At 71.4% G+C, this 26,052-nt stretch carries 26 protein-coding genes; 13 read left to right on the top strand and 13 right to left on the bottom strand.

The features are described from left to right. Positions 1–12: 12 nt before the first annotated feature. A complete protein-coding gene (locus tag ACFC8N_RS41815; protein ID WP_376294780.1) occupies positions 13–948 on the bottom strand; it encodes a LysR family transcriptional regulator in 936 nt (311 codons plus the stop codon). Positions 949–1,081: 133 nt separating this feature from the next. On the opposite strand from ACFC8N_RS41815, the gene ACFC8N_RS41810 reads away from it, so the two are divergent. Together ACFC8N_RS41810 and ACFC8N_RS41805 are read left to right on the top strand one after the other, a co-directional pair. Beyond that, on the top strand, positions 1,082–2,350 hold the full coding sequence (locus ACFC8N_RS41810) for an MFS transporter (protein ID WP_376294777.1): 1,269 nt from the start codon (positions 1,082–1,084) through the stop codon (positions 2,348–2,350). A gap of 137 nt (positions 2,351–2,487) precedes the next feature. Further along, the gene (locus ACFC8N_RS41805) at positions 2,488–3,360 is read left to right on the top strand and encodes a phenylalanine 4-monooxygenase (RefSeq protein ID WP_376294774.1); all 873 of its coding nucleotides are present in this window, start codon (positions 2,488–2,490) and stop codon (positions 3,358–3,360) included. Positions 3,361–3,411: 51 nt separating this feature from the next. Here ACFC8N_RS41805 and ACFC8N_RS41800 read toward each other — a convergent pair whose 3' ends face one another. Beyond that, positions 3,412–4,074, bottom strand: coding sequence for a DUF998 domain-containing protein (locus ACFC8N_RS41800; RefSeq protein ID WP_376294771.1), 663 nt, complete (start codon positions 4,072–4,074; stop codon positions 3,412–3,414). 155 nt (positions 4,075–4,229) lie between these two features. Between ACFC8N_RS41800 and ACFC8N_RS41795 the strand changes: the two genes are divergently transcribed. Next, positions 4,230–5,153 (top strand): NAD-dependent protein deacetylase, encoded by a 924-nt coding sequence (locus ACFC8N_RS41795; protein WP_376294769.1) that lies wholly within the window; start codon positions 4,230–4,232, stop codon positions 5,151–5,153. Between the two features lie 177 nt (positions 5,154–5,330). Here ACFC8N_RS41795 and ACFC8N_RS41790 read toward each other — a convergent pair whose 3' ends face one another. After that, positions 5,331–5,939, bottom strand: a complete 609-nt coding sequence (locus ACFC8N_RS41790) for a TetR/AcrR family transcriptional regulator (protein ID WP_376294766.1) — start codon at positions 5,937–5,939, stop codon at positions 5,331–5,333. A gap of 93 nt (positions 5,940–6,032) precedes the next feature. Between ACFC8N_RS41790 and ACFC8N_RS41785 the strand changes: the two genes are divergently transcribed. Beyond that, positions 6,033–6,461 (top strand): nuclear transport factor 2 family protein, encoded by a 429-nt coding sequence (locus tag ACFC8N_RS41785; protein ID WP_376294763.1) that lies wholly within the window; start codon positions 6,033–6,035, stop codon positions 6,459–6,461. After that, positions 6,458–7,297 carry an NAD(P)H-binding protein gene (locus tag ACFC8N_RS41780; RefSeq protein WP_376294762.1) on the top strand — a complete coding sequence of 280 codons (840 nt, stop codon included), beginning with the start codon at positions 6,458–6,460 and terminating at the stop codon, positions 7,295–7,297. Before ACFC8N_RS41785 ends, ACFC8N_RS41780 begins: the two co-directional genes overlap by 4 nt. A gap of 60 nt (positions 7,298–7,357) precedes the next feature. On the opposite strand, the gene ACFC8N_RS41775 is transcribed toward ACFC8N_RS41780, so the two are convergent. Next, positions 7,358–8,206 (bottom strand): LysR family transcriptional regulator, encoded by an 849-nt coding sequence (locus ACFC8N_RS41775; protein ID WP_376294760.1) that lies wholly within the window; start codon positions 8,204–8,206, stop codon positions 7,358–7,360. A 106-nt stretch (positions 8,207–8,312) separates the two neighbouring features. Between ACFC8N_RS41775 and ACFC8N_RS41770 the strand changes: the two genes are divergently transcribed. Further along, entirely contained in the window at positions 8,313–9,038 is a 726-nt protein-coding gene (locus ACFC8N_RS41770) for an SDR family oxidoreductase (RefSeq protein ID WP_376294757.1), read from the top strand. 434 nt (positions 9,039–9,472) lie between these two features. Continuing rightward, the gene (locus ACFC8N_RS41765; protein ID WP_376294755.1) at positions 9,473–10,438 is read left to right on the top strand and encodes a DUF1152 domain-containing protein; all 966 of its coding nucleotides are present in this window, start codon (positions 9,473–9,475) and stop codon (positions 10,436–10,438) included. A gap of 27 nt (positions 10,439–10,465) precedes the next feature. Here ACFC8N_RS41765 and ACFC8N_RS41760 read toward each other — a convergent pair whose 3' ends face one another. The 3 genes from ACFC8N_RS41760 to ACFC8N_RS41750 all read right to left on the bottom strand — a co-directional run bounded on the left by ACFC8N_RS41760 (position 10,466) and on the right by ACFC8N_RS41750 (position 12,976). Further along, complete coding sequence (locus ACFC8N_RS41760; protein ID WP_356031186.1) at positions 10,466–10,852, bottom strand: nuclear transport factor 2 family protein; 387 nt, start codon at positions 10,850–10,852, stop codon at positions 10,466–10,468. 136 nt (positions 10,853–10,988) lie between these two features. Then, a complete protein-coding gene (locus tag ACFC8N_RS41755; RefSeq protein ID WP_376294752.1) occupies positions 10,989–11,696 on the bottom strand; it encodes a B3/4 domain-containing protein in 708 nt (235 codons plus the stop codon). Between the two features lie 443 nt (positions 11,697–12,139). Continuing rightward, positions 12,140–12,976 (bottom strand): EamA family transporter, encoded by an 837-nt coding sequence (locus ACFC8N_RS41750; protein WP_376294750.1) that lies wholly within the window; start codon positions 12,974–12,976, stop codon positions 12,140–12,142. A 116-nt stretch (positions 12,977–13,092) separates the two neighbouring features. Between ACFC8N_RS41750 and ACFC8N_RS41745 the strand changes: the two genes are divergently transcribed. Beyond that, entirely contained in the window at positions 13,093–13,665 is a 573-nt protein-coding gene (locus tag ACFC8N_RS41745; protein WP_356031191.1) for an XRE family transcriptional regulator, read from the top strand. A 66-nt stretch (positions 13,666–13,731) separates the two neighbouring features. Here ACFC8N_RS41745 and ACFC8N_RS41740 read toward each other — a convergent pair whose 3' ends face one another. Both ACFC8N_RS41740 and ACFC8N_RS41735 read right to left on the bottom strand, forming a co-directional pair. Continuing rightward, positions 13,732–14,625 (bottom strand): dihydrodipicolinate synthase family protein, encoded by an 894-nt coding sequence (locus tag ACFC8N_RS41740; protein ID WP_376294747.1) that lies wholly within the window; start codon positions 14,623–14,625, stop codon positions 13,732–13,734. A 27-nt stretch (positions 14,626–14,652) separates the two neighbouring features. Further along, complete coding sequence (locus ACFC8N_RS41735; RefSeq protein ID WP_376294745.1) at positions 14,653–15,978, bottom strand: aminotransferase class I/II-fold pyridoxal phosphate-dependent enzyme; 1,326 nt, start codon at positions 15,976–15,978, stop codon at positions 14,653–14,655. A 344-nt stretch (positions 15,979–16,322) separates the two neighbouring features. On the opposite strand from ACFC8N_RS41735, the gene pstS reads away from it, so the two are divergent. Beyond that, on the top strand, positions 16,323–17,456 hold the full coding sequence (gene pstS / locus ACFC8N_RS41730; protein WP_376294743.1) for a phosphate ABC transporter substrate-binding protein PstS: 1,134 nt from the start codon (positions 16,323–16,325) through the stop codon (positions 17,454–17,456). Positions 17,457–17,467: 11 nt separating this feature from the next. On the opposite strand, the gene ACFC8N_RS41725 is transcribed toward pstS, so the two are convergent. Then, the gene (locus tag ACFC8N_RS41725; protein ID WP_376294741.1) at positions 17,468–17,992 is read right to left on the bottom strand and encodes a hypothetical protein; all 525 of its coding nucleotides are present in this window, start codon (positions 17,990–17,992) and stop codon (positions 17,468–17,470) included. A 230-nt stretch (positions 17,993–18,222) separates the two neighbouring features. Further along, entirely contained in the window at positions 18,223–18,366 is a 144-nt protein-coding gene (locus ACFC8N_RS41720) for a hypothetical protein (RefSeq protein WP_376294739.1), read from the bottom strand. Between the two features lie 73 nt (positions 18,367–18,439). On the opposite strand from ACFC8N_RS41720, the gene ACFC8N_RS41715 reads away from it, so the two are divergent. Beyond that, entirely contained in the window at positions 18,440–19,000 is a 561-nt protein-coding gene (locus tag ACFC8N_RS41715; protein ID WP_362822301.1) for a GNAT family protein, read from the top strand. Between the two features lie 499 nt (positions 19,001–19,499). Here the strand turns inward: ACFC8N_RS41715 and ACFC8N_RS41710 are convergent, their stop codons facing one another. Further along, on the bottom strand, positions 19,500–20,372 hold the full coding sequence (locus tag ACFC8N_RS41710; RefSeq protein WP_376294842.1) for a polysaccharide deacetylase family protein: 873 nt from the start codon (positions 20,370–20,372) through the stop codon (positions 19,500–19,502). Between the two features lie 228 nt (positions 20,373–20,600). On the opposite strand from ACFC8N_RS41710, the gene ACFC8N_RS41705 reads away from it, so the two are divergent. Further along, a complete protein-coding gene (locus ACFC8N_RS41705) occupies positions 20,601–22,295 on the top strand; it encodes a hypothetical protein (protein WP_376294736.1) in 1,695 nt (564 codons plus the stop codon). A 94-nt stretch (positions 22,296–22,389) separates the two neighbouring features. Here ACFC8N_RS41705 and ACFC8N_RS41700 read toward each other — a convergent pair whose 3' ends face one another. Beyond that, on the bottom strand, positions 22,390–23,007 hold the full coding sequence (locus tag ACFC8N_RS41700) for a TetR-like C-terminal domain-containing protein (RefSeq protein ID WP_356031203.1): 618 nt from the start codon (positions 23,005–23,007) through the stop codon (positions 22,390–22,392). A gap of 66 nt (positions 23,008–23,073) precedes the next feature. Here ACFC8N_RS41700 and ACFC8N_RS41695 point away from each other — a divergent pair, with 66 nt between their 5' ends. Continuing rightward, a complete protein-coding gene (locus ACFC8N_RS41695; protein ID WP_376294734.1) occupies positions 23,074–24,402 on the top strand; it encodes an alpha/beta hydrolase in 1,329 nt (442 codons plus the stop codon). A gap of 163 nt (positions 24,403–24,565) precedes the next feature. Then, on the top strand, positions 24,566–25,597 hold the full coding sequence (locus tag ACFC8N_RS41690) for a medium chain dehydrogenase/reductase family protein (protein ID WP_376294732.1): 1,032 nt from the start codon (positions 24,566–24,568) through the stop codon (positions 25,595–25,597). The last annotated feature ends 455 nt before the right edge of the window (positions 25,598–26,052 follow it).

Here is a 26,052-nt window from a genome sequence, read left to right as displayed (position 1 = left end):
ACGCGGCGACGCTCAGCGCGGAAGCACCCAGTGCGGCGTCCAGGTCCCGGCCGCGTCGTGACCGGACGCCGTGGCGGCGAGGTGAGCGCGCAGCGTGGCCAGGGCCGGGTGGGGGTTGTCGCGGTGCCACAGGAGCGAGTGCGGGTAGACGGGCGTCGGGTCGGTCACCGGGATCCGGCGCAGGCCGTGCCCGGCGGGCCAGACGAGGCGCGTCTGCTCGCTCATGAAGGTGGCCAGGGCCGGGGTGTCGGCGACGGTGTCGAGGAGCGCGTCGGAGCCGAAGTTGGGGCCGGTCGCCTCGATGGTGAGGCCGAACTCGGCGACGAGGTCGTCGTAGTAGGCGGCCCATTCCGAGCCCGGGACGATGCCGGGCATCCAGATCCGGTGCCCGACGAGCTGAGCCATCGTCACCGAGCGGGCGCCCGCCAGCGCGTGGGCGGGGCCGGTCATGAGCTGGAGCGGCTCGTCGAGCACCCGGACGGACTCGATGTCCTCGGGAAGGGGCCGGCCGGGTGCGGCGACGGCGCGGAAGGACGCGTCGATCGCGCCGGATCGGATGGCGGCGACGGCCGTCTCGATGTCGAGCAGCATCAGCACGTCGAGGTCGATCTCGGGGTGCGCGTGGTGGAAGCCGCGCATCAGGCCCGACGCCGCGCCGCGTGAGGAGATCATGTCGACGCGCAGGGGACGGCGGCCGGTGCGCACGGACGCGACCGCACGCTCGGCGACGCGCAGCAGCTCGCGCGCGTGGGGCAGGAACGCCTGCCCGTCGATGGTGAGCTCGGCGCCGCGCGCGGTGCGGGTGAACAGCCGCACACCGAGGGTGCGCTCCAGCGCGGCGATGCGCTTGGAGACGGCTTGCTGCGTGACCGCCAGCTCGGCGGCGGCTTCCTGGAACTGCCCCGCGTCGGCGGCGGCGACGAAGGTCCGGACGGTGTCGAGGTCCATGTCGACAGCCTATGGGTACAACTCCTGGTTGTATCCGAGAGCCCCGTGGTTGTTTGATCCCAGGCTACGGCGCTCGCTTTGATGATTCCGGTCGCGGATCGGTTGTGCGGGTGAGTGGCGAGGAGCATCGGACATGAAGAGCGGGGACCGGCTGGGGCATCTGCTGGGACGTCGGCTGGGGCGGCCGTTCGGATGGCTCTGGGGAGCGTACGGGACGAGCGCGCTCGGCACGTGGCTCGCCTTCGGCGCGTTCCCGCTGATCGCCGTCCGGGTGCTGCACGCCGGACCCGCCGAGGTCGCCGCGCTCTCCTCCGTGGGGGCTGCGGTGGGCGCGGCCGTGGCGGTGCCGCTCGGTCCGTGGGTGGAGTTCCGCCGCAAGCGGCCGGTGCTGATCGCGATGGACCTGGTGCGGTTCGCGGCGCTGCTGACGATCCCTGTCGCGTACGCGCTCGGGGTGCTCGGCTTCCTTCAGCTCCTGCTGGTCTCCGTCGTCGTCGCGGCGGCGGACATCACCTTCCGCGCCGCGTCCGGCGCGTACCTGAAGACGCTGCTGCCGGCCGAGGACCTGCTCGTCGCCAACGCTCGGTTCGAGTCCACGGCCTGGACGACCACGATCATCGGGCCCCCGCTGGGCGGCGCGGCGATCGGGCTCCTGGGTCCGGTGGCGACGGTGGTGGCCGACGCGGTCAGCTACCTGCTCTCGGCCCTGGGCATCCGCGCGACGGGCGGCCACGAGCCGCGGCCCGAGCGCCGGGAGGCCACGCGCATGCGGGCCGTGGACCTGCTCGACGGCTGGCGGTACATCCTCGCCGACACGACACTGCGCCCGCTGTTCTTCAACACCGCCTTGTTCAACGGCCTGGTGATGGCCACCCAGCCACTGCTGGCCGTCCTGATGCTCGGCCCACTCGGGTTCACGCCGTGGCAGTACGGCCTCGCCTTCGCCGCGCCCTCGATCGGCGGACTGCTCGGTTCGCGGCTGGCCCGACCGCTCGTCACCCGGTACGGGCAGCACCGGACCCTGGTCGTGGTCGGGGCGCTGCGCGCGCTCTGGCCCGTCGGCCTGGCTTTCCTCGGGCCGGGCACCGGCGGGCTGCTGCTGGTGATGGGCGTGGAACTCGGGCTCATCTTCTGCTGCGGGGTCTTCAACCCCGTCTACGCCACCTACCGCCTCGACCGCACCGCGACCGACCGGGTCACCCGCACACTGTCCGCCTGGACGGTGACGACCAAGGCCTCGTCCGCGCTCCTGACGGCCGTCTGGGGGGTGCTGGGCGGCCTGCTCGGTCCGCGTACGGCCATCGGCCTGGCCGGCGTGCTCCTGCTGGCGACCCCGCTGCTGCTCCCCCGCCGCGCGCCAGCGGCTGTCCCCGAGCCGGAGCCGGGCCCGGTCACCCCGTAACAGCGCTCCGCCGAGAACCTTCGCCGAGGGCACGAGCGGGCGCCCCGGAGTCGGTCACCGCCTTGATCGCGCCACATCCTGTCCAGCGACCGCGTGCCGAGATGTGTGCCCTTCTGCCCGATGGGAGGATCGGGTGCGTGAGCGGTATTCCCGTGCGCACGCCCATAGCGGCCGACGGCCGGCTGGGCGTGGCTGTCCAGCACCCTGGGCTGAGCGATCCGGGGTACCTGCTGCGGCGCAGGACGATCGCCGCGGCCGCCCGCGGTCACCGGGTCGGTGATCCCTACCCGACGGTCGACTACAGCGAGGGCGAGGAACGGACCTGGCGGACCGTGCACCGGGCGCTGCTCGGCGCCCAGGACGAGCATGCCTGCCGCGCCGCGCTCGGCGCCCGGGACCAGGCTCCCATCCCTGCCGACCACATCCCGCAGCACGCCGAGGTCGGCTCCCACCTGCGCCGGCTGACCGGCTTCGACTTCACCCTCGCGGGAGGAGTCGTGGCGAACAAACGGTTCCTGGGTTCGATGGCGGCCGGCTACTTCCACGCCGTCCAGTTCGTGCGCCACCCGGCCGTGCCGCTGTTCACCCCCGAGCCCGACATCATCCACGACGTCTTCGGGCACGGGATCCACCTCTCCTCCCCCGCCTTCGCCGACATCTATCGCCTGTTCGGCCAAGCCGCGGAGCGCATCGAGCGCAAGGACGTCCTCCAGATGATCAGCGACGTGTACTGGTTCACGCTTGAGTACGGCGTCCTGGAGGAGAACGGAGCGCCCAAGGCCTACGGCGCGGCCCTGCTCTCCTCCTACGGAGAGATCCGCCGGCTGCACGCATCCCGCATCCGCCGGCTGGACATCGACGCCATGCTCGCCACCCCCTACGACGTCGGCGGCTACCAGCCCGTCCTCTTCGCCGCCCGCACCCTCGACGAGGTCACCGACACCCTCGCCGGCTTCCTGGACAGGCTCGGCGACGACGCCGCACCCCAGCCCTGCGCCGGCAGACCGTAGAGCGCCGTTCGACGGCTCAGCGCATGTCAACGCACGCTGGACCAGCGGCCGTCAGGCCCGCACCGGGTCATGGTGCGGCTCCGTGCGAGTCGCCCGGTGGAGCAGGCCGCGGACACCGATGAACAGCGCCCACGCCAGGAGGGGAAACGCCGCGGCCCGCTCCATGCCTCCCATGCCGAGTCCGAGGTAGCGGTGGGAGAGGAAGAGCCCGAACGACGTGATCGCCGTCGCTCCCAGCAGACTGGTCGCCCAGCGCAGCGGCCCCGGCGCTTCATCCGCCAGGCCGACTCCCGTCAGCACAAGGCCGATGTTGCCCAGGGCCATGATGAGCAGCGCACCGAGGACATGCTGGTTCTCGTGGACGTCCGCAGGCGCCAGCCCGGCCACCGCGAACCCCACTCCGGCGCAGGCCACCAGAGACCGGCCCACCCTCGCGGTCGCGCCTCTGCCCCACACGGTCCCGGCGCAGACGGCACCGACGACCAGGAGCGTCCCCAGAGCCACGAACGAGGCGTTCATCACGCCGTGTTCGGGCGAGCAGACATAGCGTGGTTCTGGTGCCGACTGCAGCGCGCAGTGAACGTTGCCCAAGTCGCTGATGTTGTTCCGCGCCCAACTGTACGGCCTGCTCCAGGCCGACTCGACGATCACGTGGGCCACGAAGAACTGCGCTGCACCCGCGACCCACGCGACGTATCCGATCCGAGCCTTCAACTCTCCGCCCTTCTCACACGGTTCACGTGCGAACAGCGGATCATGCACGGCCGGCCTCGGACACTCCGGCAGGCCCCCGGGCACGAGGTGGGGCAGACCCGCCCCACGGCCACGGTACGAGCGGAGGACGGCTGCCGGTTTCGTACCCTGGCGGTATGCGCATGCGCCCCACTCTGAGCTGGACCCCCACCGAGGACCTGCCGCCGGGCACCACGGATCTGAAGCCGGTCGCCGATGTGCTGCGCACGGGCGGTGTGCTGGTGCTCAGCGGTGCGGGCATCTCCACCGAGTCGGGCATCCCCGATTACCGGGGCGAGGGCGGGAGCCTGAGCCGGCACACCCCGATGACGTACCAGGAATTCACCACCAGCGGCCGGGCGCGGCGCCGTTACTGGGCGCGCAGCCACCTCGGCTGGCGCACCTTCGGTCGCGCCCGTCCCAACGCCGGGCACCGGGCCGTGGCCGCGTTCGGGCGCCACGGCCTGCTCGCGGGTGTGATCACCCAGAACGTCGACGGCCTGCACCAGGCCGCCGGCACCGACGGCGTCGTGGAACTCCACGGAGGTCTGGACCGGGTCGTCTGCCTTTCCTGCGGCGCCCTCAGCCCGCGCCACGAACTCGCCCGGCGGCTGGAGGAGGCCAACGCGGGCTTCGAGCCGGTGGCCGCCGGGATCAACCCGGACGGCGACGCCGACCTCAGCGACGAACAGGTCGGGGACTTCCGTGTCCTGCCCTGTTCGGTGTGCGGCGGCATCCTCAAGCCGGACGTGGTGTTCTTCGGCGAGGCCGTTCCGCCGCAGCGGGTGGAGCACTGCCGTGCGCTGGTCCGTGCGGCGACCTCGCTGCTGGTCCTGGGCTCCTCACTGACGGTGATGTCCGGACTCCGGTTCGTCCGCCAGGCGGCCCAGGACGGGAAACCGGTCCTGATCGTCAACCGGGACCCGACCCGGGGCGACGGGCACGCCCTCACCCGGGTCGCACTTCCGCTGGGCGACGCCCTCACCACCGTGGCCGGCCGACTGGGCATCCCCGTCGACGGCGGCCCGACGGCAGAACCGGTGACGCCCTCAGCGCCGTAAAGCGCTGTTCACCGCTCGGCGGAGCGGCACACTGAGTTCTTCGGCCTGGTCGATGTCGGACACCTGGGAGGCGCGCTGGGGTTACGCGTTCTTCCCGCGGACGGGGCTCGAAGGGGTGCGTTCCGTCGGGCATGATCCGGACGGCTGACTTCGGAAGCCGACCCGTCCTGGGCGTTGTCAGTGTTCGGCGGCCTGCCCTTGTCCGGAGCCGGTGTTGAGGACGGAGGCGGTGAACTTCGCCAATTTCTCCCGCAGTTCCTCGCGGGGCGTGCCCTTGCCGTCGGTCAGGTATGCGACGAGGTCGGCGCGGGTGGCGGCGAGCAGGGCATGGGCGGTGAAGTCGCTGTCGGCCAGGCCCGGAATGCGGTCCAGCGTGTCCCGGAGCAGCGCGTGCCAGCCCTCGTAGTGCGCGGTGGCGTAGGGGTTGTCCGCGCCGGTCTGCTCCAGGGCGAGTGCGAGGTGACGGTTGTCCAGTTTCAGACACAGGACGGCGTCGAGCAGGGCCGGGACGCGCTCCAGTGGCGGGGCGGCGGGGCCCAAGGGCGGCGGGCCGTCCGCGACGGCGTTCATGATCGGTTCGAGTCGCGCTTCGTAGAGCGCGCGGATCAGCCCGGTGCGATCACCGAAGGCACGGAAGAGGGTGGCCTTGCCGACCCCGGCCGCCGCCGCGATGTCGGCCATGGTGACGCCGTCGGGGCTCTGGCACTGGGCGAAGAGCGTGTCGGCGGCGGTGAAGACGGCCGCACGGTTGCGCAGGGCGTCCTTGCGCGGTCGGCGCTCGGTCACGTGGTTCCTCCTTTGCGATCCGGACCCGTGGTCCGTATCGTAGCGCCCACCAAACCGGACCGCGGGTCCGGATCGTATGGGACGGAGGCACCCATGCCCACGCACCGCTCGCCGGAACAGCTGTACCGTCACAGCCTGCGGCTGCTCCTCGACAAGGACATTGACGCCTGGACCGCCCTGTGGGCCGAGGACGGCGTGATGGAGTTCCCCTTCGCGCCGCCGGGCTGGCCCCGACGGCTGGAGGGCCGGGACGCGATCGCCGCCTACATGAGCGGCTACCCCGACCACATCGACCTGCACGACTTCCCCGACCTGCGGATCCACCGGACCACCGACGTGCGGACCGTCGTGGCCGAGATGCGCGGCCTGGGCCTTCTGGTCGAGACAGGGGCGCCGTTCGACATGACCTACATCGCCGTGGTGACCGTCCGCGAGGGACAGTTCACCTCCTACCGGGACTACTGGAACCCCCTCGCCGTCCAGCAGCCCGGCCTGGCCTTCGCCGGGAACGGTGCGCGATGAGCCACACCCTGGTCATCGGGGCCACGGGCACCACCGGCCGGCGCACGACCGCCGCCCTGGCCGCCGCCGGCCACCTCGTCAGGGCGGGGAGCCGACGGGCCACCCGGCTCCCGGGCACGGAGCCGGTCCGCTTCGACTGGTACGACCCCGCCACCTTCGGTCCCGCCCTCGCGGAGACCGACCGCGTCTACCTCGTCCCGCCCCCGGGCGACCCGGACCCGGCCGCGGTCATGCTGCCCTTCCTCCGCGAGGCTCGGGCCACCGGTCTGCGACGTGCGGTACTGCTCAGTTCGTCGGCCATCCCCGAGGGGGGACCGGGAGTGGGAGCCGTGCACCGCCGTCTGCCCGACCTGTTCGACGAGTGGGCGGTGCTGCGGCCCTCCTGGTTCATGCAGAACTTCACCGGCACGCACGCCCACGCCCGCAGCATCCGCGAGGACGGCGTCATCCGGACCGCGGCCGGTACCGGACGGATCGGATTCGTCGACGCCGACGACATCGCCGCCGTGGCCGTACACGCCCTGACGGACGACCGCGCGCTCCATGCCGACCTCGTCCTGACCGGCCCGCAGACCCTCGGCCACGACGACATCGCCGCCATCGTCACCGAGGTCACCGGCCGCCGCGTGGCGCACCGGCGTCTGACGTACGAGCAGTTGCGCGACCGCCTCGCCGCGCAGATGCCGCTGGAGTTCGCCACGATGCTGGCCGGCATGGACCGCGCCATCGCCCAGGGCGCCGAGGACCGGATCACCGACACCGTCCAGCGCCTCACCGGACGCCCGCCGAACAGCTTCCGCGAGGTGGCGCAGCGGGAACTGGGGCGCCACGGCTGAATCACGTCGGCGACGCGGCATCCGGCCGGCGGGTGCGTGAGGGGAGGCGCGGGCGGGCGTTCAGTGACGTGTCGCAGCCCGGACGAGGCCCGCGACGGCTCGGGAGCGGCTGTGGGGCGGCCACGCGATCACCGTCGTGACCGCCGGCGCGTCCAGCACGGGCACGGCGGCGAGATCCTCGCTCAGCTGCGCCCGGCACGACTCCGGCGCGATCCAGCAGGCGCGGCCGAGCGCGATCAGCTGGAGCAGTTGCGCATGGTCGCGGGCCCGCGGCCCCGGGCCCTCGGGGTACGCGCCGTCGGGGCCCGGCCAGCGCGGCAGCGGCAGGTCGGACAGCTCGGTGACCTCGGCCATCCGTACATGGGTCCGGCCGGTGAGGGGATGCCCGGCCGGCAGGACCACGACCTGCCCCTCCGTACGCAGTTCCTCGATGTCGAAGCCGGCCGCGGTGTCGAACGGCAGGTGCAGCAGGGCCACGTCGGCCCGGCCGTCGCGCAGCAGTCGTTCCTGCTCGCCGATCCCGCACAGGAGCAGGTCCACGGTGACCGCATCGGGTTCGGCGGCGTAGGCGTCGAGCAGTTTCGCCAGCAGTTCGCTGGAGGCGCCGGCCTTCGTGGCGAGGACCACGCCGGGCCGGCCGGTCGCGGCGAGGGCGGCGCGGCGGGTACGACGCTCGGCGGCCTCGACCGCGTCCAGCGCCGCCCGGGCCTCCCGCAGGAGCACCGACCCGGCCTCGGTCAGGGTGACCGTGCGGCTGGTGCGTTCCAGCAGCGACGCCCCCAGACGCCGTTCGAGCTGATGGATCGCCCGCGACAGGGGAGGCTGCGCGATGCCGAGCCGCTGCGCGGCCCTCCCGAAGTGCAACTCCTCGGCGACGGCGACGAAGTACCGCAGCTCCCGTGTCTCCACACCGCGATGCTACCCGGCCCCCGACCGGGGTCGATACCCGTCAGGTATCGCTGCCCACCCATTCGGTGTTGGCCGGATCCGGCGAGGCCCGGAGAGGATCGGCCGTATGAACGAACAGACGATCGCGCTGGTCACCGGCGCGAACAAGGGAATCGGCTACGAGATCGCGGCCGGTCTGGGCGCCCTCGGCTGGAGCGTCGGAGTCGGCGCCCGGGACGAGGAGCGGCGCGAGGCCGCCGTGGCGAAGCTGCTGGCGGCCGGCGTCGACGCCTTCGGCGTACCGCTCGACGTGACCGACGACGAGAGCGTGGCAGCCGCCGCCGGGCTGATCGAGGACCGCGCCGGACGCCTCGACGTGCTGGTCAACAACGCCGGGATCACGGGAAACGCGCCACAGATGCCCACCACGGTCGACCCCTCGACGGTGCTGGCGGCCGTGCAGACCAACGTGATCGGAGTCATCCGCGTCACCAACGCGATGCTGCCGTTGCTGCGCCGCTCGCCGTCGCCGCGCATCGTGAACATGTCCAGCAGCGTCGGCTCCCTCACCCGGCAGACCACTCCCGGCGCCGAAACGGGTCCGATCTCCGTCGCTTACGCGCCGTCGAAGACCTTCCTCAACGCCGTCACCGTCCAGTACGCCAAGGAGCTGAAGGACACGAACATCCTGATCAACGCCGCCTGTCCCGGCTTCTGCGCGACCGACCTCAACGGTTTCCGCGGTGTGCGCACCCCGGAACAGGGCGCGGCGGTCGCGATCCGGCTCGCGGCCCTGCCCGCCGACGGTCCGACCGGCGGGTTCTTCGAGGACGCGGGGGAAGTGCCCTGGTGACGAGGTGACCGTACGCCGCACCGGCGAGCGCGGCACTCCGCCGGTGAGCAGTGGCGTGCCCGAGCCCAGTACGAGGGGCGCCAGGTGCAGGGTGCCTGCGCTGCCGCGTCTGGGGCGTTCAGTCCTGTGCGGGCGGCGGAGGCCGTCGACGATGACGGAGGCGGCCCGGGACGGTGTCGTGACCGGCCCGGCTCGTGCCGGGCGCGTTCCTGCCCTGATGTGCCGTTGCGCCGCAGGGGGAGCCGCGGTGGACGGTGAGACGAGGCACCTGGGCCTCGTCGGCGATCCGCTGCATGCCCGCCGCTTGGTTTCGCGGCGTCGGCCACTCCCTGCGAGCGGAGACCGGGTTCCGGCTCGTCCCAAGTCCGGCACCGGAGCCGCTCGTTGACCGGACCGCTGTCCGGGTGGCGCACCGGCCTTGTTAGGTTCTGCTGATGTTCTCGTTGCGTGAGCCCGCCTTCTTCACCCGCCTGCGCGAGGCGCGCCGGGTCCTCGTCGCCGGTGCGGGCGGGGGCTTCGACGTCTACGCCGGACTGCCCCTGGCCCTCGCCCTGCGTTCGGCCGGGGCAGAGGTCCACCTGGCCAGCCTGTCCTTCTCCGACCTGTACGGCCTGGACCTCGACTCCTGGGTCGCACAGGACGTCGCCGCCGTGCGCCCGGACACCCCGCTGCGCGGCGACTACTTCCCCGAGCGCTCGCTCGCCCGCTGGCTGCGCACGCGCGAACTGCCCGACACCGTCTACGCCTTTCCCCTCACGGGCGTCCAGCCGTTGCGTGCCGCCTACCGGGCACTGCTGGACCACCTCGGCGGGGTGGACGCAGTCGTGCTGGTGGACGGCGGCACCGACATCCTGATGCGGGGGGACGAACACGGGCTCGGCACACCGGAGGAGGACATGGCCAGCCTCGCGGCGGTCGCCGGGCTGGACGAGGTCGCGCACCGGCTCGTGGCGTGCGTGGGCTTCGGAGTGGACGCCTACCACGGTGTCAACCATGCCCTCGTGCTGGAGAACCTGGCCCGCCTGGACCGCTCGGGCGGCTACCTGGGCGCGTTCTCACTGCCCCGCGAAAGCCTTGAGGGCGCCGCCTATCTCGACGCGGTCGCCCACGCCCAGGACTGCCATGCCAGTCATCCCAGCATCGTGCACGGATCCGTCGCCGCAGCCGTACGGGGAGAGTTCGGCGACGTACGGTTCACCGAACGCACCCGCGGCAGCGAACTGTTCGTCAACCCGCTCATGGGGCTGTACTTCTGCGTCGACCTGCCCGCCCTGGCACACGCGAACCTCTACCTCGACCGCCTGGAACACACGGTCCTGATGCGCCAGATCAGCACCGCCATCTCCGACTTCCGCGAGGAACTGCCCCGCCAGCGACCCCCTCGCGCCTTCCCGCACTGACCGTGCGGGCAACCCGGCAGCGTGCCGTCATTCCTCCAGCGCGCGGGCGATGGGCAGGGTGTCGTTGGTCTGCTGGAGCCGCACGATCAAGCCGTCCCGCAGCGTGAAGAAATGGGCGAACCGCGAGGTGACGTCCCGTCCGCCGTGTGTGACGCCGACGTAGCGGCCGAGTGTGATGACGCGGTCGCCGGCCTCGTGGAACTCGTCGGCGACGGCCCGGAAGCTGGAGAACAGGGACAAGAAGCCGAAGAAGTCGTCGACGATGCTGTCCAGCCCGTCGTACACACCGCCGTTCGGGAACCCCTCCACCACGTCCCACTGCGCGTCGGGCGCGACCAGCGACCTGATCACCGCGAGGTCCCCCTTGGCGTCGTAGAAGCGGCGGACGACATCGATCTGCGGCGAGTCGGGCATGGCCTGACCTCTCTCCCTCTCCCTGACGGGTCCAGGACGACGAACACCGGGCGCATCAATCCTTCCCCCTTGAATCCGCATCCCACTCAGTGAGGCGTGCCGAGCGTGGAGTGCGGCACGGCACGGCGCCACGGAATCAGGCCGTCGCCTGGGGCTGTTGCGGGCTGAGGTAGTGCACGGCCGTCTGCTGGGCGTGCGGGGCGAGGAGGCCCTGGAGTTCGTCGGCCGCGACCTTGAGGAGGTCGCCGTCCCGCTCGGCGTGGAGGGTCTCCAGGACGAAGGCGACGCGGGTGGAGTCCTCGGTGACGCGGGTGCGGTGGGCGTCGCGGTGGTTCCAGTGCCGGGTCAGGACGATCTCGCTGTCCGCGTAGACGATCTCGCCCGGCTTCGGGGTCTCGACGGTGTCGGGCTCGCCGAGCGGGGTGAAGGACTCGGTGCCGTCGGCGTGGCGGATGTCGACGGCACCGGTGACGTGTTCGAGGTCGAAGGCGCCGCAGGGCAGGCCGTGGCGCACGGAGACGGCGTTGTAGGAGTCGACGGCCGGGTTGATCCGCGGCAGACCGCCCTTCTTCGCCATGCGGCGGCCGAGCGCGTCGACGCTGGGCCGGATGCGGCGCGGGTTGGTGCCGAAGGCTCGATAGGCGGTGTGCCAGGCCTCGATCCGGGGGTCGGCCTCGTCGGCGGGGGTCCAACTGCCGTCGGCGAGCTGCTGTTCCAGCTCCTCCAGGGCGGTGACGGTGTGCGGCCAGGGCTCACGGCCGCGCAGGCCGGTGGCGGTGACCACGGCGATGAGGGTGCCGGGGAAGGCGTCGGCGACGGCGGGGGCGATGCGGAAGACGGTCATGGGCGGGTTCCGATTCGTGTGTGGGGTGGGTGGCCGGGCGGGGGCAGGGCTTCCAGGGGCCGACGCGGTCCAGGCTGCACGATCGCGCCGACGCAGCGTGTCGGCCCACGGTGGCCGCGTCGAGGGCCGCGGTCCCGCGCTGTGGGGCGGTCGGCGACGGCAGTGCGGTGCTCGGCCGGCCGGTGGTCGCCATACGTGAACTTGGCGCGTACGCCGGCGATTTCGGAGCGTGGGCCGCACAATGCCGGAGCACGGCCGGTCGCACGAAGGCTGGTCCACGGCGCAGCAGGTCCGCCTCGGCCTCGCCGGGCTGGGTGCGTCATGGTCGTCGGCGATCCAGGTGGCCCATTCGGCCTCGCCGAGACCGGGACCGGCGTCACAGCTCTCGATGAACATTCCGGTCGCCTTCCGTGGGGACGGCTACGGGGGCGGACGTACAGGGGTCAGGCGAGGGCCAGCAGGCTGACCGCGGCGAACGCGGTGCCCAGACCGACCAGTTGGCCGCGGTGGATGCGTTCGGCGAGGACGCCGCGGGCGAGCAGGACCGTTCCTGCCGGGTAGAGGGCGGTGATCACGGCGACGACGGTGAGGTCACCGCTGCGGGCGGCGAGCAGGAAGAGCAGGTTCGCCATGGAGTCCAGCACACCCGCCGCGGCCGACATCCCGTACGCGGGCCGCTCGTCGCCGAGCCTGCGGCGCAGCGCACCGGCAGCGGCCAGGGTGACGGCCGAGGAGACCGCGCGGCCCGTGATCAGCGGCGCCACCCCGCTGTCGGCGGGTGCCTGGTGCAGGCAGATCAGCTGGAGCGCGATGGCCGCGCCCGCGCCGAAGGCCAGCAGCAGCGCCGTGCGCGAGGGACGCACCGGGCCCGTGCCGTGTCCGGCGCTGACCAGCACCACCGCGAGCAGCGCGAGCGGCAGACCCACCAGTCCGGCGGTGCTCAGGTGCTCGCCCTGGAGCAGACCGACGCCCACGGGCAGTGCGGCGGAGACCAGCGCGGTGACGGGCGAGAGCACGTTCATCGGGCCGATCGCCAGGGTGCGGTAGAGCAGGACGAACGCGGCCGCCGAGGCGACCCCGGACGCCGCACCCCAGCCGAGGGCCGCGCCGCTGAACGAGGCACCGAGCACCGGCCACAGCAGCAGCTCCACGGCGAGGCTGGCCGGCGCCGCGACCATCACGGTGCGCAGCACATGGGCCTTTCGGGCCCCCAGGCCGCCCAGGAAATCGGCGCATCCGTAGGCGAGAGAGCTGCCCAGGGCCAGCAGCAGAGCGATCACAGCACATCCCTTACTATCAATGGAACGGCTACACGGTACAACGAATCGACCGACGCGTGTCAACATAACGACCGTGCGGTCCATCACTCCGACCAGCGTACGAGGATGGTGATCAGGTGGCCGAGACAGGCGCCGCTCTGCGGACGGTCGCACACAACGTCCGGACGGCCCGGGTCCGCGCGGGCCTGTCCCTGGAGGAACTCGGCCGGCGCGCCCAGGTCAGCAAGGGCGCCCTGGTCGCCCTGGAGAAGGCACAGGGCAACCCCAACCTGGCCACCCTGGTCCGGCTCGCCGACACCCTCGGCATCTCGGTGTCCGCCCTCATGCAGGGGCCGCACGAGGGCAGGGTCCGGATCGCGGCCGTCGACGACGTGGCCCCGCTGTGGACCGGCGAACTGGGCGGCGAGGCCCGGCTCATGCTGACGACCTCGGGCCCGGCCCCGGTCGAGGTGTGGCGCTGGCGGCTGGAGCCGGGCGAGGAGTATCCGAGCCATCCCCACCAGGCCGGGGTCGTGGAGACGATCAGTGTCACCTCAGGCGTGATGACCCTGGTCGTCGACGGCAGCGAGCACATCCTGGAGGCCGGCCGGACTGCCACGTTCGACGGCGACACCGCGCACACCTACCGCGGCTCGGGCACCGAGACCTGCCACCTGATCATGACGGTCCACCTGCCACCGGCCCGGTGACGGCATTCCGGTCGTGATGTGCCGACGAGATGTGCCGACGATTCGTGGTGCGCGCGGGGTGCCCGCTCAGGCGGTGAGCCCGAGGGTGTTCAGCACGGTGACCACGTCGTGCCGCACGCTCTCGTCCAGGCCGCGCAAGGGGCGCGGCAGGTTCGGTTCCCCCGTCAGCCCGAGGTGGGACGCGGCGGCGGACATGACGCGCAGGCTGCCGTGGCGGCGGAACAGCGCCCACAGCGGCTCAAGTGCGTCGGACAGGTCCGTCACGCGTGACGCGTCACCGCTCCGGGCGGCACGGGTGAGGGCGAGGGCGGTCTGCGGGAACGTGCCGCCGATGACCGAGTACCAGGCGTCGCACCCGGCGTTGAGACCGAGCGCGGCCAGCCAGTCGCCGCTCACGCCGATGGTGACCGTGTCCGGGATCAGCGCCCGCAGGGCGTCCACACGGGCCTTCGCCTGTGCCGGGTCCCCGGGCACGCCGGGGATCTTGATCGATCCCACGTTCGGCAACTGCGCGATCCGGCCGTGCAGTTCGTCGCTGAAGTGCACATGTGTGGTGCCGGGATTGTCGTACACGCACAAGGGCACCGACAGCTCGCGGGTGACATCCTCGAACAGACCGAACACCTCGTCCTCGGTGAGCGGCTGGTACGTCATCGGGGCGAGCAGCACGGCGGAGACCCCGGCCTTCTGAGCGTCCTCGGCCAGCGCGAGCACGTGTGAGGTGCGCAGCGCGCCGATCCCGGCCAGGACAGGGACCCCGTCGGCGGCCTCGACCGCGATCCGCACGGCGTGAGCGCGCTGCTCCCGGGTGAGGTAGGCGTAGCCGCCGGTGGAGCCGAGCGCGCCGATGGAGTCGACTCCGGCGGCAGCGAGGCGGGCGACGAGCGCGGCGTACGCCGTGCCGTCGATGCCGTCCTCACGGGTGGGCGTGAGGGGGAAGGCGCTGAGGCCCTGGAACATGGTGACTCCTTCGGAGGGGAGGGCCGGTCACGGTTGCCGGTTCGCCGCGCGCAAGTCGGCGACGACCGCGGCGAGTTCGGCGGCGAACGCCTCGGCCTGCGGCTCGGTGACGGTGGAGCTGGTGACCCGGATCGCCTCCGGGTGGGCGGACGGTTCACGGACGAAGAGGCCGCCGGGTCGTACGGCCCAGCCCCGCTGCGCCAGGGCCTGGACCGCTGACCGGCTGTCGACGTCGAGCTCGACCCATACGTTCAGCCCGTCGGGCCGGCAGGGCACCTCGACACCGTGAGCGCGCAGCCGCCGGACGAGCAGACCACTGCGGTGCGCGTAGGCTTCGCGGGCCCGTTCGTGCAGTTCATGGACGCCGGGGTCGAGCAGCAGCGCGTGGGCGATGTGCTGCAGGAGGTGGCTGACCCATGTGGTCCCGGCGCTCAACCGCGCCTCCAGGCGCAGGGTGCTCTCCGTGTCGGCGGCGACGAGGGCGAGCCGCAGGTCCGGGCCGAGGAACTTGGACACGGACCGCACCAGAGCCCAACGCGCGGTACTCGGGGGCGTGATCCGCTGGTACGGCCGCGCGGAGACAGCCGAGAAGTGGTCGTCCTCGATCACCAGGACCTGGGGGTGGTCCGCGAGGATCGCGCGCAGGTCGGCCGCCCGTTCCTCGGTGAGGCTCGCACCGGTCGGATTGTGGGCGCGCGGCGTGCAGACGACCGCTCGGGCACCGTCCTCAAGGGCGGCCCGCAAGGCGTCGGGACGCATGCCCGCGCCGTCGACCCGGACCGGGGCCGGCCGGTAGCCGTTCAGCCGCAGCGTGCCGATGCTCGCCAGGAAGCAGGGGTCCTCGATCGCCACCAGGTCGCCGCGGGTGAGATGGGCGTTCAGGAGCCGCTCGGTGGCGTCGACCGCTCCGTGCGTCACCAGTGTCCGGAACGGCTGCTCGATATCTTCGGCGAAGTCGTTGGAGGCCCACTCGGCCAGGTCCGGGTCGACGGCGGGCATGCCGTACAGGGGCTGGCGGTAGCGGCCGCCACGGACCGCGGCCAGGATGTCCGGCAGCAGTTCGGGATCGGGGTTGCCGCTTGCCAGGTCGACGGAGTCGCCGTCGGCCCCGACGCCCTCGCGGGCCAGCTGCGGCACCTCGGCGATCACCGTGCCGCCACGGCCCCGGGTCTCCGCCACCCCGGCTTCGACGAGCCGCCGGTATGCCAGGGCGACCGTGTTCCGGTTCACTCCCAGCTCGGCGGCGAGCACCCGCACCGGCGGCAGCACCGCCCGTGGCGCCAGCTCGCCGGACGCGACCTGATCCCGCACACTGCCGGCGATCTCCGCCGCGGTCGTACCGCTGACCGGCACGTGATCACCTCCGCGGGCAATCCTAACACTTTGTCCTATGCCAAACTCTGCGCTACCGCGAGAGAGGCGATCCACCGGGCCCAGAGCGGGCCGACAACACACTTCCCGGCGCTCTCCCGATGCGGCGCGACCAGACGATCGCAGGGCTGACTCATCATCTCCTCACCCTGCAGGAGCAAGATGCCCAACCCACCCCGCAAGCACCGCATGCATCACTAAGCGTAATGATGTGATTGCATATAGTGAGTACAGCTGTCGCTACCCATGCAGGCCACAGGGATCACGCGGCGCCACACCCCCGTACCGGGCCGACCCCGGCGGTCCGCAAGAAGGAGAGCCGAAGAGTGCTTCAGCCAAAGAGCGGGCCGCGCAGCCCGGCGGTCGGAGCGGCGGTGGTCTGCGGTGCCCTGTTGCTGACGGCGTGCGGCTCCACCGGCAGTTCCCGGCCCGCCAGTACACCGTCCGCGGCGCCCTCGCCCGCCCCCACCGGGATCGCCTGCGGCAGGGCGGCCGCGGTGCCGGCTTCCGGCTCGACCGCGCAGGAGTTCGCGATGAAGTTCTGGATCGAGAACTACATGCGGGCGTGTCCCGGTACCAAGATCACCTACGTAGGGAACGGCTCCGGTGCCGGTCAGACCGATTTCCTGAAGGGCAGAACCGCCTTCGCGGGTTCCGACTCCGCGCTGAGCGCCGCACAGGTCGACCAGTCCAGGAGTGTGTGCTCCGGCGGCGGTCAGGCAGTGCACCTGCCGATGGTCGGCGGCCCGATCGCGATCGGCTTCAACCTGCCAGGCGTCAGCAAACTGGTCCTGGACGCACCCACCCTGGCCAAGGTCTTCGACTCGCGGATCACGAAGTGGAACGATCCGGCGATCGCGAAGCTCAACCCCGGCACCACACTGCCCTCGACACCGATCCGGACATCGCACCGTTCCGATTCGTCCGGTACGACGGACAACTTCACCTCCTACCTCAGCGCCGCCGCCCCGGGGGCCTGGCCGCACGGGCACGACAAGGTGTGGATGGCCAAGGGCGGCCAGTCCGCGAAGGGTTCCTCGGGCCTCGCCGACCAGGTGAAGAACACCACCGGTGGGATCGGCTACGTCGAGCTGTCCCATGCCCTGGCCCATGGCGTTCCCACGGTCTCGATCGCCACCGGAGCCCCGGCCCCGGTCGACGCCAGCGTTCTCACGGCGTCCAAGGCGATCGCCGGCTCCAGCGTCGCGGGCCCCGGCGACGACCTCGTACTGAAGCTGGACTATGGGACCAAGGCTGCCGGCGCCTATCCGATCGACATGGTCACGTACGAGATCGTCTGCGACAAGGGCAACAAGGCGGCGACGTGGTCCGCCACCAAGGCGTTCCTGACGTACGTCTCCGGCAGGAGGGGCCAGGAGGACTTGAGCTTCCAGGGCTACGCGACGCTCCCGGCCACGATCGTGGAAAAGGTCCGCAGCAGGATCAGCGCCCTGTCCTAGCCCGCGGGCCTTCAGGGCTCGGTGCTCCAGCGCCGCGCAATTACCTTCAGGCGTTCGAGTTCACGCCGGGCTGCTCTCGGGTGGGCGAGGTCGAGAGCCATCCTGGCGCGGGCCGTGATGTAGAGGATGTCCTGACGGGTGCCGCAGTCGAGCCCGGGGAGGGACTGGAGTCGGCGGGCCGTGACCGAGAGGGAGATCGCGATGATCCCGAGAGCGTCGCGCACGGGCAGGGGAAGGGCTTCACGCAGCTCGTCCTTGGCGTAGTCACGCGCCTGCTCGTCCGCCTCCCAGGGACGGGGCAATGCGGGAGCCCAGGGAAGGCGTGCTTCCCGGGCCTCGTCGTACAGGTCCGTCACCGCGGCACGCGCGGACACGAGATCGCCTTCGGCGGCCGCCGCACGAGCCCGTTCCCACGTGGAGCGCAGTCGGGCACGGACCTGGGGATCCTCGCCGGTGTCGGCGTCCAGATAGCCGGACCACACGTCGAACGCCTTGCTCAACTCGGCATCGAGCATGACCTGGTACGCGTCCGGCACTCCGCCGCCCCTCCCATCGACCCCGCCCCGCCCCGGGCGTCCGCGGACACGATAGGACGAACGCCGGACACACCGCCCGTGAATTACCTGGTGGAGCGCGTGGGAGCGCCCGTGTCGACGCGCGGCAAGGGTGAAGGGGTCGAGCAGGCGGATCAGGTGAGGGGCCGGATCCCGTGGCCTGGGACGGCCCGTCGCCCCGGCCCCTCTGCTCGGTCACGTCGTCTCACGGCTCAGGCGGAGGCCGCCGTCGGCTGCTCCGAGGCGGGCTGAGCGGTGGTGCCGTCCGCCTCGATGGCCGCGAGATCGCTGCCGCGGGCTTCGCGGGCGGCGATGACGGCGATCACGGTGATGAGGGCGGCCAGGCCGATGTACACCGAGATCGGGATGGAGGTGCCGCAGGAGCCGAGCAGAGGGAGCGACGTGACATCGCGGTACTAGAGTGCCGAGGTGATCATTCCTCCTGAAGTACTGCCGGGCGGCGCGGTGTTGCGGCTTGTTTCCGTCAGCGACGCGGAAGCGCTGCACGCCGCGTATGTGGCGAACCGGGAGTATCTGGCTCCTTGGGAACCTCGCCGTCCGGACAGCTTCTTCACCGTCGCGGGGCAGGCCGAGCGCACGGCCGAGCGTCTGAGTGAGTTCACGGAACGCCGCCTCGTGCCCTGGGTGTTGGAGAGCGACGGCACGATCGTCGGCACGGTCACCCTCACGAGCCTGGTCTTCGGGCCCTTCCGCAGCGCGTCCCTGGGGTACTGGGTGGCCGCCGACCGCCAGGGCCGGGGACTGGCCGGCGCGGCGGTGGCGAGCGTCTGCCACACGGCCCGCGACGTCATCGGCCTGCACCGCATCGAGGCCACCACGCTCCTCGACAACGTCCCCTCGCAACGGGTGCTGGCGAAGAACGGTTTCGAGCCGATCGGCATGGCTCCGCGCTATCTGCACATCAACGGCGAGTGGCGGGACCACCGTCTGTTCCAACGGATTCTGCACGACGGCCAGTTGTCGGGCTGACCGCCGCCGGGGCGTCTTGAACGGGACAGGTCGAGGGGGCCTCGGATCAGCCCGGGGCTGCTCGGAATGGTTTGCGCACGCGGTTCGCAACTGGACAGACGTGGCGCCGAGCCCTGCTCACTCGCGCCCGCCGCTCCCGACGCACCGGGGCATCGCCCACAGCAGCAGGGCGGCGCAACTGAACGCCGCCCCCACGGCGGACACCCCTGGCCATCCCGTCGTCGCGTACTCACGGACAAGGGGCAGGCGCTCTTCCCCGTCACCGTGGCACTGCGCCCGTGGGGCGAGACGCACTGCTTCGACTCCGTGGAGGCTCACTCGAGACTCCTCGACCGACGGAACGGACGCCCGCTGAGCCCATGGGAGATCCACTCCGGCGACGGGCGCCTCGTCGGCCCGGACGAGACATCGTCGAAAAGCTCACCGCCACGAACGGCGGTGGCTGACCCGGTCTACGCCCGGCCCACGCCGGACGCCTACGAACTGGGGGAACCAGGGCTCATCCGGCCGGTGGCTGGATGTAGTCCTCCAGGCGTGCCACTGTGAATCCCTGCTCCTGGATGCGCCTGAGCAGGTTGGTGAACATCTGCGTCATCGTGGCCCCCTTGAGTTCACTGGGCCCGCGGAAGTGCGCGAGGATGATGTCACCGGCGCGCAGCTTCTTGCGTGCGTCCTGGTACTGCATGTTGCGGATCTGCATGGATTCCCGCCACCACACGATCGCGCGGGGTCCGCACTCCCCGACCGCGATCCTGGTGTTCTCGTTGTACGCGCCGTAGGGCGGGCGGAACAGGAGTGGCGCGGTGCCGTACTCCTTGGTGAGGATCTTCTGGTCGCCGCACACCTCTTCCTTCTGGCGCGCCAGAGGGACGGTGCTCATGACCGGATGGTGCAGGGTGTGGTTCTGGATGTGGTTGCCCAGCGCCTGAAGCGGTTTGAAGTACGCGTAGTCCGACTTGATGGCGTCGTTCATCAGGAACATCGTGATCGGGATGTTCAGGTCCCGCATCATCTCGATGAACTTGGGGTCCTTTTCCTGACCGTCGTCGACGGTGATGAACACGACCTTCTGCGTGGTCGGTATATGCGTGAGGACCGGAACGGTTCCGGTGGCGGCGAGTTTCACCGGCTTGTCGGCCGGGGGCGGCGGCGCGGCCGGCAGCGGATTCAGGCCCCACCTGTGCCACGCGGCCGCGGTGTCGGCAGCTCCGGACGCGTTGCCGGGGGCGCCCGTTGGCCTGCCGCTTTCCGAGGGGAGCGGCGCATGACCGGATCCGCCGCCGCTCGTGCTGCAACCGCCGGCCGCCAGGACGGCCGCGGCTGTTCCCGCGAGCGTCCACGTCACCGGCCTGTACCGCTTTCCCCGGCCCATCATTCGCTTCACCGTGTCGACCTCAGCTGACATTCGATCATGATCTGTTGAGACGATAGACCGGCAAACCAAAAAAGCGATCAATAGTCAGGTGTGAATTCACTACATGGCACCGGGTCGTGAGTCAGGGCTGCTGGGCCCCGGGGTTCGGCATAGGGTCGTCTCCCCTGGTCACCGTCGCACCCTCCCCGCGACCGGGACGGTGGCCGTCAGCCTTGAGGAGTTCGTATGCGCTACTACGACCTCGGCAGCCACGGCCGGCGTGTGACGACGTCGTCCCCCGAGGCACAGACGTGGATCGACCGCGGGCTGAACTGGACGTATGCCTTCAATCACGAAGAGGCCGTCCGCTGTTTCGAGGCCGCCGTCGCGGCGGATCCCGACTGTGCCATGGCCGAGTGGGGTTTGGCCTACGCGCTCGGTCCCAACTACAACAAACCCTGGGAGTTCTTCGACGCACAGGACCTGGGGCGGACGGTGGAGCGTGCGCATGCCGCGGTGCGGCGCGCGCAGACGAAGGCCGTCGGCGCCACGCCGGTCGAGCGAGCCCTCATCGGTGCGCTGAGTGCCCGCTATCCACAGGCCCAGGCCCCGGACGTCGAGGACTGTTCCGTGTGGAACACGGGCTACGCCGACAGCATGCGGGCCGTCCATCAGATGGCGGCCGACGATCTCGACGTGGCCGCCCTGTACGCCGACGCCCTGATGAACCTCACGCCCTGGCGGCTGTGGGACCTCCGCACGGGCACGCCGGCCCCGGGGTCGCGCACCGTCGAGGCCAGGGCCGTACTGGAGCGGGCGATCGCCACGGAGGCGGGCACCCGGCACCCGGGCCTCCTTCATCTCTACATCCACCTGATGGAGATGTCCCCGACGCCCGAGGCGGCCCTGCCGGTGGGCGACCGGCTGCGCGGTCTGGTGCCGGACGCGGGCCATCTCCAGCACATGCCCTCGCACCTGGAAGTGCTCTGCGGCGACTATCGCCGGGTGATCTCCGACAACACCGAGGCGATCGCAGCCGACGAGAAGTTCCACGCCAGGGCCGGGGCGATGAACTTCTACACCCTGTACCGTTGCCACAACTACCACTTCAAGATCTACGGCGCGATGTTCCTCGGCCGCTTCCAGGACGCGCTCGAAACGGCGGACCGGCTTGAAGCGGCCGTGCCCGAGGAACTGCTGCGCGTGGACAGCCCACCGATGGCGGACTGGTTGGAGGGCTTCCTCGCGATGCGGGTGCACGTGCTCATCCGCTTCGGGCGCTGGGACGACATCCTGGCCCTGCCGATGCCCGCCGACGCGCGCTTGTACTGCGTGACCACGGCGATGCTGCGGTACGCACGCGGTGTCGCGCTCTCCGCGTCGAACCGGACCGACGACGCCGACGCGGAACGTGAGCTCTTCCGCGAGGCCGCCGCCCGGGTCCCGGAGACCCGGATGCTGTTCAACAACACCTGTGCGGCCATCCTGGCGATCGCCGCGCACATGCTGGACGGGGAGCTGGACTACCGCAAGGGGCGCCACGAGGCCGCGTTCGCCGCCCTGCGCCGGTCGATCGAGCTGGACGACGGCCTTCCGTACGACGAGCCGTGGGGGTGGATGCAGCCCACCCGGCACGCATACGGCGCGCTGCTCCTCGAACAGGGCCTGGTGGCGGAGGCCGAAGCCGTCTACCGGGCCGATCTCGGACTCGACGACACCCTGCCACGCGCACAGCAACACCCGGGCAATGTCTGGGCGTTGCACGGCCTCCACGAGTGCCTCGTGCGGCTCGGCAGGGCGGGCGAGGCCCAGATCGTGGCGCAGCAGCTGAAGATCGCCGCCGCGATGGCGGACGTACCGATCGAAGCGTCCTGCTTCTGCCGTACGGAGTCCGTCGCCGGTGCCGCGCCTCAAGAAGGGTGCTGTTCGCACGCGCGCTGAGCACTTCGCGGCGGATGAAACCTGCGTCGCCGTCGGCCATGGTTGCCGAGTCCGGGCAGGACAACAGGTCTAGGTACAGGACCGGGCATCCGCGTCAGGGCGCGGTGCCGGCGCGGCGAAGGCCGGTGGGTGCGGCGGGAGTTGCCCAGCCGCGCAGTACGGCGCCGATCGTCGACCGGAACGCGGTCTCGGCCGCGGTGTCGTCGAGGGCGCCGGCGAGTTCGAGGGTCACGACTCCGTGCAGGGCGACCCACAGCGACACGGCGATCAGTGTCGTGTCGCCCGCGAGGGTGTGGTCCGCCACGGCGCGGTCGATCGCCGCGACGAGCAGTCGTACGGGGTCGCGGTCGCCGACCCTGCCGGACGGGTCGAAGGACTGCGCGCCGCCGAACAACACCGTGTACAGGTGGCGGTGCTCGCGTCCCCAGCGACGGTATGCGGCGGCCAGCTCGTGCAGGTCGTCGAGTGCGTCGTCGGAGGTCGGGGCCGTCGACAGGTCCTGGAACAGGCCGGCCACCGCCCGGTCGCGGACCTCGCCGACCAGCCCGTCCTTGCCGTCGAACAGCGTGTACACCGCCGCCGTCGACGTCCCGGCCGCGGTGGCCAGCGCGCGGACCGTGACCGACTCGCGGGGACGGGTGGCGAACATCTCGGTCGCGCATGCCACGAGCCGCTCTCTGACGGCGGCGTCGTTCGTTCTCGGCCTTCCCACGGGGAGCAGTGTACCCACCCTGATAACATCGTTTTGAAACGGTGTTTTGAAACCTGGGGGATTGCCGTGCCGTCGTCCGTCATACGTACCGTCCGCCTCGTCGGCCGCCTGCTGGCGGCTGCCGCCGCGGTCCTCGTGCTGGTCGCCGTCTTCCTGGCGCTGATCGTCGCCACCGACGGCGCGGGATCGGGGTTCGCCGCATGGTCCGCGACCCTCGGGATCGCGCTCGTCGCGGCGTTGCGGCGAGGCCGCCGCCGGACCTGGCGGGGGCGACTCGTGCCGTTCCTGCCGGTGCTCGTCGCGGCCGCCCTGACGCTGTCGGTGTGCGTCCCGACCGTCCCCACGACGCGCCGCCACCCGCCCGCCCTGCCGTTCGTGACCACCGAGCACTGGAGCCTGTCCACGGGCAGCCGGGTCGCCGTCTACCACTACCCGCCCACCGGCCACGGGCCCCGGCGCCGCGTCCCGCTCGTCTACCTCAACGGCGGTCCGGTGCGCGGCATCTCGGTGCTCGACCACCACTTCCTCCAGCGCCTGGCGGGGCAGGGCCACGACGTGTACGCCTACGAGCAGGCCGGTGGCGGGCGGAGCGAGCCGCTGCCCATGGGCCAGTACTCGATCGACCGGTCCGTCCGCGATCTCGGGGCCCTCCTCGACCGGCTGGGCAGCAGCGATGTGCTGGGATTCTCCTCAGGCGCCGTCGTGCTCACCCGCGCGCTGGCCGACCCGGCCGTCGCCGCCCGCCTGCACCGGGCGATCATCGCCGAACCCGGCCCGATGGACGGTCCCACCACACGGATCGCGGGGCAGAAGGGCCGGCCGTCGGCGCGCGGCATCGCACCGCCCATGACCGGACCGCGCTCGACGCACGTCCCGCGCTACGCCGTCGCGTTCGGCCTCATGCGGCTCGGACTGCTCAGCCCGGACAACGGACTGGTGGGACAGGCCGAGGGCGACAACGCCCTCACCGCAGCCGACCTCGGCAGCGACACCGCGTCCGGCTACTGCGCCCGCGACGCGCACCGCATCCCGGTCGAGGACACCGCGCGGAACTTCTCCTTCAGCGCCGCCGCCAGCCTCCGTGTCCAGCAGACGGTCAAGGACTCCCCCTCCATCGCCCGGCAACTGAGGCGCTCCCGGACGCCCGCGATGCTGATGATCGCCGAGTGCTCCTCCCAGGTGCGCCAATGGGAGACCACCGTCCTCGCCGACGACCCCGCCGTGCGGCGCACCCAGTACATGCCCGGCGTCGGCCATCACATGTGGAACGGCCTGGGTGACAACGACGAACGAGCAGCAGCCGTCATCACCGCGTTCCTCCAGAACAAAGCCGCACCGCTGCCCGACTACCCGACCCGATCGGACATCCCGGCCTTCCTCCGTGCCCACAGGTGAGCGGGCGAAGCCTCTGCTGAGGCCTGCGCCGGACCTGACGCCGACGCGGGCTCAGGCGGCGGGCGGCGTTGTTAGAAGGTATCACGATTGCGATTGACCATCGCGAGTGGTCGTGTTAGAACTTCTAACGAACGCGATAGCCACTAGAGAAGGGAGGGTGGTCGTGAGCAACCACCCCTTCGTCGAAGTCGTTCTGCCGGGCATCGTGGACCCGGAAGGACTGCAAGTCCGCGGCGCCGCCGTCCCGGAGCCCGGCCCGGGACAGATCGTGATCGCCATGGAGGCGACCGGGGTCTCCTTCGCCGAGCAGCAGATGCGCCGCGGGCGGTACTACGACCAGCCCCCGTTCCCGTTCGTGCCCGGCTACGACCTGGTGGGCCGGGTGCTGTCGACCGGCCAGGGAGTCGACCCGGCCCTGGCCGGGCGCCGCGTGGCGGCGCTGGTCAAGGTCGGCGGCTGGGCCAGCCACGTGGTCGTCGAGGCGCAGGACGCGGTCGAGGTCCCCGACGGTCTGAGCGCGACCGAGGCCGAGACCGTCGTGGTCAACGGCATCACCGCCTGGCAGATGCTGCACGGCACGGCCCGTGTGCGCGCCGGGCAGACAGTCCTGGTGCACGGGGCCGGCGGCGGCGTGGGCCTGATCCTGGTCCAACTCGCCCGCGCAGCCGGTGTGAAGGTGATCGGCACCGCCTCCGCCCGGCACCACGACGCACTACGGGACCTCGGCGTCACCCCGGTCGACTACCGCACGGCGAACGTGCCGGCCCGGGTCCGTGAGCTGGCCCCCGGCGGAGTGGACGCCGTCTTCGATCACGTCGGCGGGCGCAGCGTCATCGACTCCTGGCACCTGCTCGCCCCCGGCGGCACCCTGGTCTCCTACGGCAGCGCCTCCACCCGTGACGACAGCGGCTCCAAGCAGTGGCCCGTCCTGAAGATCCTCGCCCGTACCTGGCTCTGGAACACCCTGCCCAACGGCCGCCGCGCCCACTTCTACAACATCTGGGCCGGCCAGAAGCTCCACAAGGATCGCTTCCGCGCCCGGCTGCATGCCGACCTCACCGAGGTCTTCTCCGCTCTGGGCCGCGGCGACATCACCGCCCCCATCGCCGCCCGACTGCCGCTTGCCAGGGCTGCCGAGGCCCTGCGCCTGGCGGAGTCCGGAACCGTCACCGGCAAGGTCGTCCTGACTCCCTGACCCACCTTCCCCAATCCCCCGCCCCCCGAACTCCGCCCACATCCCGTCATCCTGGGGACCGACACGATGACGCTCCGCCCGGCCCGCGTCGCAGCAACTCCGGTCTGCGTCATCGCCGTCGCCGACGCGCTCGGCCCCCCCATAGGCATCACCTTCCACAACCGCCACCAGATCACCGCTGACCGCCCCCAGCCGTGCGGAACTCCAAGGGAGGGAGAAGCCACGTGAGAAGGCGCCCGGAGTGAAGTGCACGGACCAGATCAACTACGCCCAGGCCCCCTGCTCCAACGCCTCACCGCGGCCGGCCCCGACGGCGCGGCGCATGAACCCCCCTAAGGACCGGGGACTGTGCGAAGGTTCGGCCCGTCGCCACGTACGGGGACTGGTCGGTGCTTTGACGATGCAACTCGCGGTCACGGCGGGCAAGTGCCGCCGTGACCGCGAGCTTCGGGAGT

The organism is Streptomyces sp. NPDC055966 (genome assembly GCF_042269865.1).
Taxonomy (GTDB): Bacteria; Actinomycetota; Actinomycetes; order Streptomycetales; family Streptomycetaceae; genus Streptomyces.
The sequence above is the reverse complement of the archived record's forward strand: the minus strand, read 5'-3'. Positions and strand labels throughout refer to the sequence as shown.